Annotated in this window: 12 protein-coding genes and 1 pseudogene; 2 read left to right on the forward strand and 11 right to left on the reverse strand. The window is 61.5% G+C overall.

Going from position 1 to position 14,984, the window contains the following annotated elements; all coding sequences use genetic code 11:
- Nucleotides 1-21 precede the first annotated feature (21 nt).
- Both folB and folK read left to right on the forward strand, forming a co-directional pair.
- On the forward strand, nt 22-378 hold the full coding sequence (folB, locus tag GKC70_RS02190) for a dihydroneopterin aldolase (protein ID WP_317871014.1): 357 nt from the start codon (nt 22-24) through the stop codon (nt 376-378).
- Nucleotides 369-884: a 2-amino-4-hydroxy-6-hydroxymethyldihydropteridine diphosphokinase gene (folK, locus tag GKC70_RS02195; protein WP_029614038.1), complete on the forward strand. Its 516-nt coding sequence runs from the start codon at nt 369-371 to the stop codon at nt 882-884. Before folB ends, folK begins: the two co-directional genes overlap by 10 nt.
- A 3-nt stretch (nt 885-887) precedes the next feature.
- Here folK and GKC70_RS02200 read toward each other — a convergent pair whose 3' ends face one another.
- The 11 genes and pseudogenes from GKC70_RS02200 to GKC70_RS02250 form a co-directional block, all read right to left on the reverse strand.
- Entirely contained in the window at nt 888-2,009 is a 1,122-nt protein-coding gene (locus tag GKC70_RS02200) for a multifunctional CCA addition/repair protein (RefSeq protein WP_342650325.1), read from the reverse strand.
- 51 nt (nt 2,010-2,060) lie between these two features.
- The gene (locus tag GKC70_RS02205) at nt 2,061-3,629 is read right to left on the reverse strand and encodes a SpoVR family protein (protein ID WP_342650326.1); all 1,569 of its coding nucleotides are present in this window, start codon (nt 3,627-3,629) and stop codon (nt 2,061-2,063) included.
- Nucleotides 3,626-4,897 carry a YeaH/YhbH family protein gene (locus GKC70_RS02210; RefSeq protein WP_116889510.1) on the reverse strand — a complete coding sequence of 424 codons (1,272 nt, stop codon included), beginning with the start codon at nt 4,895-4,897 and terminating at the stop codon, nt 3,626-3,628. Before GKC70_RS02210 ends, GKC70_RS02205 begins: the two co-directional genes overlap by 4 nt.
- Nucleotides 4,898-5,033: 136 nt before the next feature.
- Entirely contained in the window at nt 5,034-6,956 is a 1,923-nt protein-coding gene (locus GKC70_RS02215; RefSeq protein WP_039581151.1) for a PrkA family serine protein kinase, read from the reverse strand.
- A 283-nt stretch (nt 6,957-7,239) separates the two neighbouring features.
- Nucleotides 7,240-7,509, reverse strand: a complete 270-nt coding sequence (gene glpE / locus GKC70_RS02220; RefSeq protein WP_342650327.1) for a thiosulfate sulfurtransferase GlpE — start codon at nt 7,507-7,509, stop codon at nt 7,240-7,242.
- Nucleotides 7,510-7,582: 73 nt separating this feature from the next.
- Nucleotides 7,583-8,448, reverse strand: a pseudogene (locus GKC70_RS02225) (symmetrical bis(5'-nucleosyl)-tetraphosphatase).
- Nucleotides 8,448-8,828, reverse strand: a complete 381-nt coding sequence (apaG, locus tag GKC70_RS02230) for a Co2+/Mg2+ efflux protein ApaG (RefSeq protein ID WP_029614044.1) — start codon at nt 8,826-8,828, stop codon at nt 8,448-8,450. The pseudogene GKC70_RS02225 and the gene apaG overlap by 1 nt, the downstream one beginning before the upstream one ends.
- A 142-nt stretch (nt 8,829-8,970) precedes the next feature.
- Nucleotides 8,971-9,771 (reverse strand): 16S rRNA (adenine(1518)-N(6)/adenine(1519)-N(6))-dimethyltransferase RsmA, encoded by an 801-nt coding sequence (gene rsmA / locus GKC70_RS02235; protein WP_342650328.1) that lies wholly within the window; start codon nt 9,769-9,771, stop codon nt 8,971-8,973.
- Nucleotides 9,768-10,757: a 4-hydroxythreonine-4-phosphate dehydrogenase PdxA gene (gene pdxA, locus GKC70_RS02240; RefSeq protein WP_342650329.1), complete on the reverse strand. Its 990-nt coding sequence runs from the start codon at nt 10,755-10,757 to the stop codon at nt 9,768-9,770. Before pdxA ends, rsmA begins: the two co-directional genes overlap by 4 nt.
- Nucleotides 10,754-12,073 (reverse strand): peptidylprolyl isomerase SurA, encoded by a 1,320-nt coding sequence (gene surA / locus GKC70_RS02245; RefSeq protein WP_039581146.1) that lies wholly within the window; start codon nt 12,071-12,073, stop codon nt 10,754-10,756. Before surA ends, pdxA begins: the two co-directional genes overlap by 4 nt.
- Nucleotides 12,054-14,867 carry an LPS-assembly protein LptD gene (locus GKC70_RS02250; protein ID WP_342650330.1) on the reverse strand — a complete coding sequence of 938 codons (2,814 nt, stop codon included), beginning with the start codon at nt 14,865-14,867 and terminating at the stop codon, nt 12,054-12,056. The genes surA and GKC70_RS02250 overlap by 20 nt, the downstream gene beginning before the upstream one ends.
- Between the last annotated feature and the right edge of the window lie 117 nt (nt 14,868-14,984).

Below are 14,984 nucleotides of genomic sequence, written 5' to 3' on the forward strand. Positions count from 1 at the left end.
TCGTGCTGTGGAGAGAAGTGCTTGGACAGAGTGTTCATCGAAGGGCTGGAGGTCGATACGGTCATCGGCGCCTACGACTGGGAGCGCGACATTCGCCAGTGCCTGCGCCTGGACCTGAGTTTTGCCTGGGACAACCGTCCCGCCGCAGCCGGTGACGACCTCAGCCTGGCGCTCGACTACGCCAGTGTCTCGGCGCGTATCCAGGCGTTCGCCGAGCAGTCGCGCTTCGAGTTGGTGGAAACCTTTGCCGAGCGCCTGGTGGCAACGCTGATGGCCGAGTTCGACATCCCCTGGATGCGACTGAAGCTGACCAAGCCCGGAGCCGTACCGGCGGCACGGGGTGGTGTAGGTGTGGAGATCGAGCGCGGATGTCTCTGAGCACCGTTTATCTGGGCCTGGGCAGCAACACCGAGCGCGAGCGCCATCTGTGCGCGGGACTCGATGCGCTGGCCGGCATCCTGAGTGATATGCGCTGCTCGGCGGTGTTCGAAAGCCAAGCCGTGGGCATCAAGAGCGGGCCGTTTTTCAATCTGGTGGTCAGCGGTCAGACCGACATGCCATTGCTGGAACTGGACCGCCGACTCAAGTTCATCGAAGCCGACAACGGCCGCTATGCGCCGGACCGAAAAGGCTTGCCGTTGGATATCGACGTGCTGATGTTCGATGACCTGAACGGCACCTTCGATGGCCTGGTACTGCCACGCGCCGAGATCCTGAAGAATGCGTTCGTGCTCTGGCCGCTGTCGCTGCTGGCGCCTGATCTGGTGCATCCGGGGCAGGGCAAGGTCATGGCGCAACTTTGGCGTGAGGCTGACATTCAGCAGGTGCTGGCGCCGGTGCCGTTCGAGTGGCGCGGGTTGCAGTTGACGCCAAGCGGCGCCTAGCGGCTATACGCAAGGCGCAGTGGCTTTGTGCTGGGCCAGCACGTGCAGCCGCTCCGCCTTGAGCGCCTCACCCAATGCCTGCCCGGTCAGCCCTCTGGCCACCAGCGGTTTCACATCCACGCCCCGTGCCTTCGATGCCGCGCCGCGCAGATAGTCGGCTTGTGCATAGCTGCGCGCGCCATGGGCGAAGGCTGCCATCTGGCACGCCGCGATGAACTCCTCGAAGCGCTGCGGCCGGCGGTACACATCGAATTTCTGCAGCAACGCCAGCAGCGCTGAAGGTTCGAGTTCGCGCGCGCGGTCCGCCAGCGGCAGGCAGTCACCTACCAACCACGCCAATTCCTGGCAGTCGCGTGGTGCCTTGAAACGCTGGTTCACGGCATTGATCTGCGTGGTGTCGTGGATGGCCAGCATCAGGCAGGCCCAGCGCACCGGCAGCGACTGGTCGTGCTCGGCCGCTTGACGCAACGGAGCGAGCGCCTGGCTGGAGCCATCGAGCTCTGGCATCAACTCATGCAGCGCGCCGCAATCGCGCAGCACTTCGATGAACACCTGAGGTTGGCTTTCCATCAGCGCCCGTTCGATTTCTTTCCACGCCCGCTCGGCTGTCAGTGCCTGTAGTTCCCCGCTGACGCTGAGCTGCCGCATCAGCGCCAGCGTGTCGTCAGCGACGTTGAAGCCCAGCGGCGCATAGCGGGCAGCGAACCGGGCGACGCGCAGTACGCGCAGGGGATCTTCGGCGAACGCCGGTGAAACGTGACGAAGAATGCGGTTTTCCAGATCCGCCTTTCCGTTGTATGGATCCAGCAGGTTGCCCTGCGCGTCTTCGGCCATGGCATTGATGGTCAGGTCGCGACGGATGAGGTCTTCTTCGAGCGTCACCTCTGGGCTGGCGTGAAAGGTGAAGCCGCCGTAGCCACGACCGCTCTTGCGCTCGGTGCGCGCCAGGGCGTATTCCTCGCCGGTTTTCGGGTGGATGAACACGGGGAAATCGGCGCCGACCGGGCGGAAGCCCTGGGCGTGCATGTCCTCGACCGTGGCGCCGACCACCAGCCAGTCAACATCGCTGACCGGGCGCCCGAGCAGGCGGTCGCGTACGGCGCCGCCAACTTTGTAGATGTGCATATACAGCCTCCATGACAGCCGACAGCATACCCTGTCGGCAGTCGTGCGAGGCTAGAGGTGATGAATCACCGACATGTCCGAACGACTGTAGTCGCCCGTCTCGCCATGCTCGCCGCGAGGCGGCATATGGTGGGTTTTGACCACTTTGTCGCCCTGTACGGTCTCCAGGTGGATGTCGAAACCCCACAGACGGTGCAGGTGCTTGAGCACCTCGTCGGTGGATTCACCCAAAGGTTTGCGATTGTGCTGTTGATGGCGCAGGGTCAGCGAGCGATCGCCGCGCCGATCGATGCTCCAGATTTGCACGTTGGGCTCACGGTTGCCAAGGTTGTACTGCGCGGCCAGTTGTTCGCGGATCAGGCGGTATCCGGCCTCGTCGTGGATGGCCGGCACCAGTAAGTCATCGCGTTGATCGTCGTCGAGAATGCTGAACAGCTTGAGATCGCGGATCACCTTGGGCGAGAGGTACTGCAGGATGAAGCTCTCGTCCTTGAAGCTGGTCATGGCGAATTTGAGGGTCGACAGCCAGTCGCTGCCCGCGATGTCCGGGAACCAGCGGCGGTCTTCTTCGGTGGGGTGCTCGCACATGCGCCGGATGTCGGTGTACATGGCAAAGCCCAGGGCATAGGGATTGATGCCGTTGTAATAGGGGCTGTCGTAGCCGGGCTGGAACACCACACTGGTATGCGACTGTAGGAATTCCATCATGAAGCCGTCGGTGACCAGGCCTTCGTCGTACAGGTCGTTCATCAAGGTGTAGTGCCAGAAAGTCGCCCAGCCTTCGTTCATCACCTGGGTCTGGCGTTGTGGGTAGAAGTACTGGGCGATCTTGCGCACGATTCGCACCACTTCGCGTTGCCAGGGCTCGAGCAGGGGTGCGTGTTTTTCGATGAAATAGAGGATGTTCTCCTGGGGTTCGGCCGGGAAGCGGGCATCGTCACGATCCCCGGTTTTATCCGCGCTTTTGGGAATCGTGCGCCACAGGTCGTTGATCTGCCGCTGCAGGTGCTCTTCACGCTCTTTCTGGCGACGGCGCTCTTCCTCCGCCGAGATGGGGTAGGGGCGCTTGTAGCGGTCCACGCCGTAATTCATCAGTGCATGACAAGAGTCGATCAAGTCTTCCACGGCATCGATGCCGTGACGCTCCTCACACTGGGCGATGTACTGCTTGGCGAAGACCAGGTAGTCGATGATCGAACTGGCGTCTGTCCAGGTGCGGAACAGGTAGTTGCCCTTGAAGAAGCTGTTGTGTCCGTAGCAGGCGTGGGCTATTACCAGCGCCTGCATGCAGATGGTGTTCTCTTCCATCAGATAGGCGATGCAAGGGTCGGAGTTGATCACGATTTCGTAAGCCAGACCCATCTGACCACGGCTATAGGATTTTTCAGTGCTCAGGAACTGCTTGCCGTAGGACCAATGGTGATAGCCCAGGGGCATGCCGACCGAGGCATAGGCGTCCATCATCTGCTCGGCCGTGATCACTTCGATCTGGTTGGGATAAGTGTCCAGCGCATAGCGCTCGGCCAGCCGACCGATCTCCCGGTCGTAGGTCTGGATCAGCTCGAAGGTCCACTCCGAGCCGGTGGAAATGGGTTGGCGTCTCTGTGCTCTGGCGGTCATGTGGCTAACCTGCGCTGAAAGAGTTCACGGAAGACCGGATAGATGTCACCGGCCGAAACCAACTGTTGCTGGGCGAAGGTGTCCGGGAAGGCGTCGCCGATGCGCTCGTACTCGTACCACAACGCCTGGTGCTCGCGAGGGGTGATCTCGACGTAAGTGTAGTACTGCACATGCGGCATGATCTGGCGGGTGAGAATGTCGCGGCAGATGGGGGAGTCGTCGTTCCAGTTATCGCCGTCGGACGCCTGGGCCGCGTAGATGTTCCAGTCGCTGGCCGGATAACGCTCGGCCATGATTTCCTGCATCAGTTTCAATGCACTGGACACGATGGTGCCGCCGGTTTCGCGGGAATAGAAGAACTCCTCTTCGTCCACCTCGCGGGCGCTGGTGTGATGGCGGATGAACACCACTTCGATGCGGTCGTAGTTGCGCTTGAGGAACAGGTACAAAAGGATGAAGAAGCGCTTGGCGATGTCCTTGGTCGCCTGAGTCATGGAGCCGGAGACGTCCATCAGGCAGAACATCACCGCCTTGGAACTGGGGTTGGGCTGTTTGACCAGCAGGTTGTACTTCAAGTCGAAGGTGTCGAGGAAGGGCAGTCGGTTGATGCGTGCCTTGAGCCGGACGATCTCGGCTTCCACTTCCTGAATGTCGGTGAAGTTGGCAGGCTCTTCGACCCTCAACCGCTCCAGCTCTTTTTGCGCCGCCCGCAACAGCGCGCGGCTGCTGCCGGTCAGGGCGATGCGGCGGGCATGGGCCGAACGCAGGGTACGTACGATGTTGATGCGTGACGGATTGCCTTCGCTGGCGATGCCTGCACGCACGGTCTTGAAGGTGTCGGCGCCGGTCAGGTGACGTTTCACCAGATTTGGCAATTCGAGGTCCTCGAACATGAACTCGAGAAACTCTTCCTGGGTGATCTGGAAGACGAATTCATCCATGCCTTCGCCGGAGTTGCCGGCCTTGCCTTTGCCGCCTCCACCGCCGCCGCCCTGGGGGCGGGCGATGTGTTCACCAGCGGTGAATTCCTTGTTGCCTGGATGGACGACGGTCTGTTTGCCGCCGCGACCGTGATGCAGCACCGGTTCGTCGATGTCGCGACCGGGAATACTGATCTGCTCGCCATGCTCCATGTCCGTGATGGAGCGGCGGCTCACGGCCTCTTCGACCGCCTTCTTGATGTGCTCACGGTAGCGGCGCAGAAAGCGCTGCCGGTTCACCGTGCTCTTGTTCTTGCCGTTCAGGCGTCGGTCGATCACGTAGCTCATGGGGCCTCCGCTAAGCGCAGCTGCAAGCTTCGAGCGTCAAGCTGCTAGACAACGCAGCCACCATCACCGCAAGCCGACGCGCAGCCCCTGAGGGGCTACGCGACCGCTCGCAGCTTACGGCAGACGACTGGTCGCTTTATTGCGATTTCCTGACCCGCAGGTACCATTCCGACAACAGGCGAACCTGCTTGTCGGTGTAGCCACGTTCCACCATCCGGGTGACGAAGTCGTTGTGCTTCTTCTGGTCTTCCTTGCTGGCCTTGGCGTTGAAACTGATGACTGGCAGCAGATCCTCGGTGTTGGAGAACATTTTCTTCTCGATCACCACCCGCAGTTTTTCGTAGCTCAGCCAGCTCGGGTTCTTGCCGTTGTTGTTGGCACGCGCACGCAGCACGAAGTTGACGATCTCGTTGCGGAAATCTTTCGGGTTGCTGATGCCCGCCGGTTTCTCGATCTTCTCCAGTTCTTCGTTGAGCGCGATGCGGTTGAGGATCTCGCCGGTTTCCGGGTCGCGGTACTCTTGGTCCTGAATCCAGAAGTCGGCGTACAGCACATAGCGATCGAAGATGTTCTGGCCGTACTCGCTGTAAGACTCCAGGTAGGCCGTCTGGATTTCCTTGCCGATGAACTCGATGTAGCGCGGCGCCAGGTACTCTTTCAGGTAGCGCAGGTAGCGCTCGCGAACTTCTGCCGGGAACTGTTCCTGCTCGATCTGTTGTTCGAGGACATACAGCAGGTGCACCGGGTTGGCGGCCACTTCATGGGGATCGAAGTTGAACACTTTCGACAGGATCTTGAACGCGAAGCGCGTGGAGAGGCCATTCATGCCTTCGTCGACGCCCGCGCTGTCACGGTACTCCTGAATCGACTTGGCCTTGGGGTCAGTGTCCTTCAGATTCTCACCGTCGTAGACACGCATCTTCGAATAGATGTTGGAGTTTTCCGGCTCTTTCAAGCGCGACAGCACGGTGAACTGGGCCAGCATCTTGAGCGTGTCCGGCGCGCAATGGGCTTTGGCCAGCGAGCTGTTGACCAGCAGCTTGTCGTAGATGCGGATCTCGTCGCTGACGCGCAGGCAGTAGGGCACCTTGACGATGTAAATCCGGTCGATGAAGGCTTCGTTGTTCTTGTTGTTGCGGAAGGTGTGCCACTCCGATTCGTTGGAGTGGGCCAACAAGATGCCGGAGTAGGGGATCGCGCCCAGACCTTCGGTGCTATTGTAGTTGCCTTCCTGGGTGGCGGTCAGCAAAGGGTGCAAGACCTTGATCGGCGCCTTGAACATCTCGACGAATTCCATCAGGCCCTGGTTGGCGCGGCACAACGCGCCCGAATAGCTGTAGGCATCGGCGTCGTTCTGCGGGAATTCTTCGAGTTTGCGGATATCCACTTTACCCACCAGGGCCGAGATGTCCTGGTTGTTCTCGTCACCCGGCTCGGTCTTGGCGACGGCGATCTGGTTGAGGATCGAGGGATACAGCTTGACCACCTTGAACTTGCTGATGTCGCCGCCGAACTCCTGCAGGCGCTTTGTTGCCCACGGCGACATGATGGTGTTCAGGTAACGCTTTGGAATGCCGAATTCTTCCTGGAGGATGTCGCCATCTTCGTTGGCATTGAACAAGCCCAGCGGTGTTTCGAAGACCGGTGACCCCTTGATGGCATAGAAAGGGACTTTCTCGATCAACTGCTTGAGTTTTTCGGCCAGGGACGATTTACCGCCACCGACCGGGCCCAGCAAGTAGAGAATCTGCTTCTTCTCTTCCAGGCCTTGGGCCGCATGGCGGAAGTAGGAAACGATCTGGTCGATGCACTCTTCCATGCCATGGAAGTCGGCAAAGGCCGGGTAGCGGCGGATCACTTTGTTGGAAAAGATCCGCGACAGCCTGGAGTTGGTGGAGGTGTCGATCAGCTCCGGTTCGCCGATGGCCAGCAACAGCCGTTCAGCCGCCGAGGCGTAGGCACTGCGATCCTCTTTGCACAGCTCGAGGTACTCCTGCAGCGAAAGTTCTTCCTGGCGGGTGGACTCGAAACGTTGTTGGAAGTGGCTAAAAATGCTCATGACGTCACCTCGCTCGATACGTGGAGACGACGCCGGATCAGTCAGCTGATGCTGGCATGCAAGCGGCTTTCGCCGAATGCCTTGTACCCCCCAGAACACCCTGAAACGCTACCGATGACCCGCACGCCGGTGTACCGGCTCTCCCCTGATTTGGATGGCCTGGGCTTAAGGATAGTTGGTAATCGGCAAGGTCAAGGTCGTGGTGGCAAGAAGTTGCCTGCGACCGTTCGTCAGGTGGGGCGCAAGCCCGCAGAGCGCGCGGGCTGCAGAGCAGATGAAAAAATTATTCGGGTTGGCTTTGCTCGGTTTCACCTGGGAAGGTGGCGCGCCACAACTCGAAGCCGCCGTCGACGCTGTAGACGTCGGAAAACCCTTGGCCCACCAGGTAGGCGGCCGCGCTCTGGCTGGAGTTGCCGTGATAGCAGACCACCAGCGTCGGCGCATCCAGGTCCGCTCGGCGGATGAAGTCGGCCACCGAGTGGTTGTCCAGGTGGCGGGCACCGGTGACATGGCCGGCGGCATAGGCGGCGGCGTCACGAATGTCGACCACCACAGCCCCTTGCTCGCGCAGGGCCAGGGCCTGCTCCGGGGGATGCGCTTGAATTCGCTCATGGGTACGCTTTCCTTCAGGTTCGATCGTCGATTCTAGTCGGTTCGCGGGGGCGCGGACGTCCCCTTCGTCGGTGCAGGCGCAGCGGTGATACGCCCCGCTGTCGAGGTCGTACAGGGTCATGGCGCCGCCCCAGACGCAGCCGGTGTCCAGCGCGATGATGTCGGGTGTGTCCACCCGCCCTTCGAGGGCTGCCCAGTGCCCGAAGATGATCTTCACATGCCGCGAGCGACGGTTCTTGTGTGCATACCAGGCTTTGTAGCCCTTCGGTGCGCTGTCCAGACCTTCCTTGCTCTTGAGATCGAGCTTGCCGGAGGCCGTGCAGAAACGCATGCGGGTGAAGTAGTTGGTGATCACCCGCAACCGTTCGATGCCGGTCAGGTCCTTGCTCCACTTGTTCGGCTCGTTGCCGTACATCCCGTCCAGGTAAGGCTGGAGCCGGTTGTCGTCGCGCAGCACCTGCTCGACCTCTGCTGCCAACTCCAGCGCCTTGCCCAAGGTCCATTGGGGCGGGATGCCGGCGTGGGCCATGGCGATACCGCGTGCTTCGTCGTAATGCAGCAACTTCTGCCGGCGCAGCCAGCCGAGCAGCGCATCGGCATCGGGTGCCTCGACGATTTCGCGCAGCGTGTCGCTCTTCTTCAAGCGCTCGGGGTTGTGCCAGGCGGCGAGCAGGTGCAGGTCGTGATTGCCCAGCACACAGACCAACGAATCCCGCATCGAATAGAGGTAGCGCAGGGTCTCGAGCGATTCCGGGCCACGGTTGACCAGGTCACCCACCAACCACAGGCGGTCGCTCGCTGGATTGAAATGCACCTGTTCGAGCAGGCACTTGAGCGGTTTCAGGCAGCCTTGAAGATCGCCGACGGCATAAGTAGCCATCAGTGCAGGGCCCCGGGCACCGCCAGACGGAAGGGCGCGATGGGTGCGTCGAAGCGTGTGCCATCTTCGGCGAACATCTGGTAGCTGCCCTGCATGGTGCCGACACGGGTTTTGATGACCGCGCCGCTGCTATAAGTGTGGCTCTGCCCAGGCGCGATGACCGGCTGCTGGCCGACCACGCCGTCGCCGCGCACTTCTTCGACTTCGCCGTCACCGTTGGTGATCAACCAATGGCGTGCGGTCAGCTTGGCCTTGAGGGTGCCGTTGTTCGCCACCGTGATGGTATAGGCGAAGGCGAACCGGTTGTTTTCGGGGTCTGACTGGTCTTTGAGGAAGCGGGTGACGACGCTGACGTCGATCTGATAGCGGGGGTCGGACATGCAAGGGCCTTGGCGAACGGAGCATTAACGCGATTGTCGCAGTCTAGGCCATTGCGAGGGCAGAGGGCCAGCGGTGCGGGCTGGCCGTGCCTATCATGGGCGTGTTCTAGGCGCGATCAGGCACGCGCCACGAGCAAGGCGATCAGCCTTGCTGCGCCGCCAATTGATCGGCCAGGCGGACGAAGGCTGCCAGGTCGAGCTGTTCAGGGCGCAGGCTGCCGTCGACGCTTGCCGCTTCGATGGCTTGGCTGTCGAGCAGACCTTTGAGGGTATTGCGCAGGGTTTTGCGGCGCTGGTTGAACGCTTCGCGGACTACGCGTTCGAGCAGTGCTGGATCCTTGGCCGGATGCGGCAGCACTTCGTGTGGGACCAGACGCACGATTGCCGAGTCCACCTTCGGCGGTGGGTTGAATGCGCCGGGGCCGACATTGAACAAGTGCTCAACGCGGCAGTGGTACTGGACCATGATCGACAGACGACCCCAATCACCGCCACCGGGACCGGCCGCCATGCGCTCGACCACTTCCTTCTGCAGCATGAAGTGCATGTCGCGGATCAGACCGGCGTGCGCCAGCAGGTGGAAAATCAGTGGGGTGGAGATGTTGTACGGCAGGTTGCCGACCACCTTGAGGCTGCGCGGTGGAACGCCCAGGGTATTGAAGTCGAACTTCAGCGCGTCGCCCTGGTGCAGGCGGAAGTTGTCACGGCCAGCGAACTTGTGTTGCAGGATGGGCACCAGGTCTTTGTCCAACTCGACGACGTCGAGTTGCGCGCCGCTGCCCAGCAATCCTTCGGTGAGTGCGCCTTGGCCTGGACCGATTTCCAGCAGGTGCTCGCCGGCCTTGGCGTGAATGGCGCGCAGGATGCGGTCGATGATGCCGGCGTCGTGCAGGAAGTTCTGACCGAAGCGCTTGCGCGCCCGGTGTTGGTAATGCTCGTTCATGGTCGGTTCTCGGCCATCTGGTAGGCGGTATGCAGGGCGACGCGCAAGCTGCCGGTGTCGACCTTGCCGCTGCCGGCCAGGTCCAGGGCGGTGCCGTGGTCCACCGAGGTGCGGATGATCGGCAGCCCCAGGGTGACATTGACGGCGGCGCCGAAGCCTTTGTACTTGAGCACGGGCAGGCCCTGGTCGTGGTACATCGCCAGCACTGCGTCGCAATGCTCCAGATATTTGGGGGTAAAGAGGGTGTCGGCCGGCAATGGACCGCGCAGGTCCATGCCCTCGGCGCGCAGGCGCTCGAGGGTGGGCTCGATGATGTCGATTTCTTCGCGGCCGAGGTGGCCGCCTTCGCCGGCATGCGGATTGAGGCCGCAGACCAGAATGCGGGGCGTGGCGATGCCGAACTTGTCCCGCAGATCGGCGTGCAGGATGCGTGTGACACGCTCCAGGCGCTCGGCCGTGATGGCCTCGGCGACGTCACGCAGCGGCAAGTGCGTGGTCACCAGGGCCACGCGCAGGCCGTGGGTAGCCAGCATCATCACGACCTGGGCGGTGTGGGTGAGTTCGGCAAGGAATTCGGTGTGTCCGGAGAATGCAATGCCGCTTTCATTAATCACGCCCTTATGCACGGGGGCGGTGATCATGCCGGCGAAATCGCCGTCCAGGCAGCCTTGACCGGCGCGGGTCAGGGTATGCAGCACGAAGGCAGCGTTGCGCGCATCGAGCTGGCCGGATTGCACGGGCGCCGCCAACGGCGTATCCCAGACGTACAGGCTACCTGCAGGAGCGGGCTCGTCAGGCCAGGTGTGTGGGGAGACCTCAAGCAAACTGATCGCCAGCCCCAGTTGCGCGGCCCGCGTCAGGAGCAGGTCACGGCTGGTGATGGCGATCAGGGGGTGGGGTTGCTGCTCTGCGGCGAGCAGCAGGCAGAGGTCGGGACCTATGCCTGCGGGCTCGCCAGGCGTGACGGCGAAACGTAGGGGTTTCACTGCGCGGCCTGTTCGGCGCCAGGCAGCTTGATCTCAACGTAGGCTTCGTCGCGGATCTGACGCAACCAGCTTTGCAGCTCTTCGTCATACTTGCGGTTGCGCAGCACGCTCAGCGCTTGCTGCTCACGTGCCTGCTCGGTGCTGTCTGTGGCGCGGCGGCCCAGCACTTCCAGCACGTGCCAGCCGTACTGGGTCTTGAACGGCTTGGTGACCACACCTTGCTGGGCATTGGCCATCTGCTCGCGGAATTCCGGCACCAGGCTGTTCGGATCGACCCAGTTGAGGTCACCGCCATTGAGCGCGGAGCCCGGATCTTCCGAGAAGCTCTTCGCCAGCTCGGCGAAGTCTTCGCCATTCTGGATGCGATCATAGATGCGCTGAGCCAGTTGCTCGGTCGCGGCGTCGCTACGGATTTCGCTCGGCTTGATCAGGATATGGCGCACATGGACTTCGTCACGCAGCACGCTTTCGCTACCGCCACGCTTTTCCTCGAGCTTGAGGATGATGAAGCCATTGGGGATACGAATCGGCTGGGTGATGTCGCCAATCGACATGCTGCTGAGCATCTTGGCGAAGTCAGGTGGCAATTGACCGGCTTTACGCCAGCCCATTTCGCCGCCTTCCAGGGCGTTCTCGCTGGCCGAGCGGGCGATGGCCAACTGGCCGAAGTCCGCGCCCTTGCGCAGTTGCTGGTAAACGTCGCCAGCCTGGCGCGCAGCGGCCTGGATCGCGTCGGAGTTGGCGCTTTCCGGGGTTGGAATGAGGATGTTGGCCAAGCGGTACTCTTCCGACATCTGCATCTTGCCCAGGTCGGAGTTGAGGAAGTTCTTCACTTCCTGCTCGGAAACCTGGATGCGCTCGGCCACGCGGCGCTGGCGAACGCGGCTGATGATCATCTCGCGCTTGACCTGCTCGCGGGCGTCATCGAACGACAGACCGTCGTGGGCCAGGGCTGCACGGAATTGATCCAGCGACATGCCATTGCGCTGGGCGATGGTGCCGATGGCCTGGTTGAGTTCCTCGTCGGTGATACGAATGCCGGAGCGTTCGCCGATCTGCAGTTGCAGGTTTTCGACGATCAGGCGCTCGAGCACCTGCTGCTGCAGCGCGCTCGCCGGTGGCACACCACCGCCGCGTTTGGCGATGGTCTGCTGCACTTCGTGGACGCGCTGGTCCAGTTGGCTCTGCATGACCACGTCGTTGTCGACGATGGCCACCACACGGTCCAGTGGCTGGGGTGCGGCATACACCGCACCGCTCAGCATTACAGCGCCCAGCATCAGTGGGCGCAGACGATCAATAAGCTTGCTCTTCACGGGTACGGTAACCTTGAATGCCTTGGTCCAGGAACGATTCGACCTTGTTGCCGACGACGCCGCCGAGGCCTTTGAGGACGATCTGCAGGAATACGCCATGGTCGCCTTTTTCGTTCTGCGGCGTGGCTTGGCTGAAGTCGTCGGTGTCGAGCCAGTAACGGTTGATCAGACGCACTTTCCAGCAGCAACTGTCGTACTCGAAACCACCCATCGCTTCGAGGGTGCGGTTGCGGTTGTAGTCGTGCTGCCAGCGAGCGATGACGCTCCACTGCGGAACAAGAGGCCAGATGACCGAGAAGTCGTGCTGCTGGATCTTGTAGTAGTCCTTGATGTAGTTCGCCTGGCCTGGCGTGCCATAGTCACCACCGCCGACTTTCCAGGTGCCAGTGAGCGAATCGTAGGCAATGGTGTCGTTACGGTAGCGATAGCCGAGGTTGACGATCTTGTTCGGGTTGTCTTCCGGCTGGTAGTGGAACATCGCGCTACCCGAGCGGGTGCTGCGGCTGTCCGGGTCCCAGTTGAAGTCCGAATTGAAGCGCCAGTCGCGGTTGAAGGCATACTGATAAACCAGCGCGTAGGGCGAGACAGTCGACTTGGCGTCGTCGCGATCGCGATAGTTGATGCCTGGCAACTGGACCCGACGGTCCTCGAAGTAATAAGCCTGGCCGATGCTGAAGCGCTGACGCTCGAAGCCATTGTCTTCGATCCAGCGGGTGGTCACACCCAGCGACAGCTTGTTCTCGTCACCGATCCGGTCCGTGCCGCTGAAGCGGTTGTCGCGGAACAGTGAGTCATAGCTGAAGAGATTTTCGCTCGTGTCGAACAGCGGGATGTCCTTCTGGTCCTTGTTCGGAACATACAGATAGAACAGACGCGGCTCGAGGGTCTGGCGGAAGTTGGTGCCGAACATCGAGGTATTACGATCAAAGTACAGGCCGCTGTCGACGCTGAAGACCGGGATATCGCGGTTGATCGAGCTGCTGTAGCTGCCGTAGGCAGGGTTGCTCGACTGGGCGAGGGCTTGTGCCTTGCCCTGACCGTCCAGATCCAGGTCATAGCTGGTGTAGACATATTTGAGTTTCGGCGTGACGTAGCCATAACTGGCTTCCATCGGCAGGCTTATCGCGGGCGCGAGGTTCAAGCGAGTGCCGTTGGCGCGGGCGATGCCGGAGACGCTCTCGTCCAGGCGCCGGCCTGCAATACCGGTGCTGATGTCCGGAAAACCATCCTTGTTTCGCACGAAGTCATTCTTCAAATCACGATCAAACCGAACAGCCTCGGTATCGTAAGTGAAGTCCATCCCGGCCGGATGATACGGCAGCATGCCGTTCACGGTGATCTGCGGCAGGCGGTCGTACGGCGTGATCTGCGAGATGGTCGCCATCTCGTAGGCTTGCACGTTCAACCGTGCGGTATAGCTGTCGCCGCGGTAGTTGATAGCGCCCTGCTGATTGACGAAGTCGCGCTTTTCGACACCGATCTGATCCGACTCCAGGTCCTGGAAGTAGAACGGATCACTGATGTCGGTGTAGTCCACCTCGGTCATGATGCGATCGTCGAGACCACCTTTGTGCTGCCAGTTGACCATCCAGCGTTCTTTCTTGTAGTCCGTCTGCAGCTTGCGGTCGTCGTCCTCGTCGTTGAGGTAGGCGCCGCCGAACTGGCCTTCGCTGGACTTGGTGAGGTAGCGGAACTCGCCTTCCATCAGCAAGCCGCGCTTGGCCATGTAGCGCGGGTACAAGGTGGCGTCGTAGTTAGGCGCCAGGTTGAAGTAGTACGGCGTGACCAGCATGAAGCCAGTGTCGCTGCTGGTGCTGAACGACGGCGGCAGGAAGCCGGACTGGCGACGGTCGTCGATCGGGAAATAGATGTACGGCGTGTAGAAGACCGGAATGTCCTTGATCCGCAGCGTCGCGTTGGTCGCGGTACCAAAGCCGGTGGCCGGGTTGAGCGTGATGTTGTTGCCCTTGAGCTGCCATGCGTTGCTGCCCGGCTCACAGGTGGTGTAGGTACCGTCCTTGAGGCGGATGATGGCGTTCTCGGCACGTTTGGCGTAGAGCGCATTGCCGCGGATGTGCGACTTGTGCATCACGTATTCGGCGTTGTCGATCTTGGCTGCGCCGGTGTCGAGCTGGACCTCGGCCTGATCGCCGACGACCAGGGTGCCGTTGTCGCGGATGCGCACGTTACCCTTGAGCTCGCCTCGGTTCTCGGCCTGGTACAGATTGGCCTCGTCGGCCTGGGCCTGCATGCTGCCCTGGCGCATGACCACGTCACCGGCCAGGGTCGCGACCTGCTGCTCCTGCTGGTACTTGGAGACCTTGGCGTTGAGGTAGGTAGGCGATTCATCCTTGGGCGTGGAGTCGTTCATGCCAGGACGGATCGGCTCGATGTAGGCACCGCCGCAATAGGGGCCAGTCTCGGCCAACTGGGCGGCCGTGAGCTTGTCACGCGGCACCCAGTCCAAGTGACTGTAGTCTTCGCTGCGCGACTTCAGGCCACGGCCTTTACTCTCGGTGACCAGCACCGGCTTGGCTTCGGCACTACTGCCAGCCGCCTCGGCGGTCTGGGCCTCGGTGCCGCCACTGAGCGCGGCACCATCGTGCACAGGGCGCGGCGGCAACGTGTTGGCTGCAGTCTTGGGCTTGCAGTCCCAACCACCGGCGGCGGACACTTGGCAGTCGAACTGCTCGGCAGCCACCACGTACGAGGTGGCCAGAGGTTGCAGGGCCAGCAGACCGCCAGTGACCAGCAACGGAAACTTTCTACGAAACGCGGGGGATTTCAATGCCATCTTATTAGTCCGGGCTTCCTGCGTGCCATCTGCCCGCGTGTGGGGGCCGCACGCCTCTCGATGGTCTGAAAAAGATGCTGGATAATAAAGCATGACCCGCTTGACGGCTAGGGGCCG

It is taken from the genome of Pseudomonas sp. REB1044 (assembly GCF_038813925.1).
GTDB lineage: Bacteria > Pseudomonadota > Gammaproteobacteria > Pseudomonadales > Pseudomonadaceae > Aquipseudomonas > Aquipseudomonas boreofloridensis.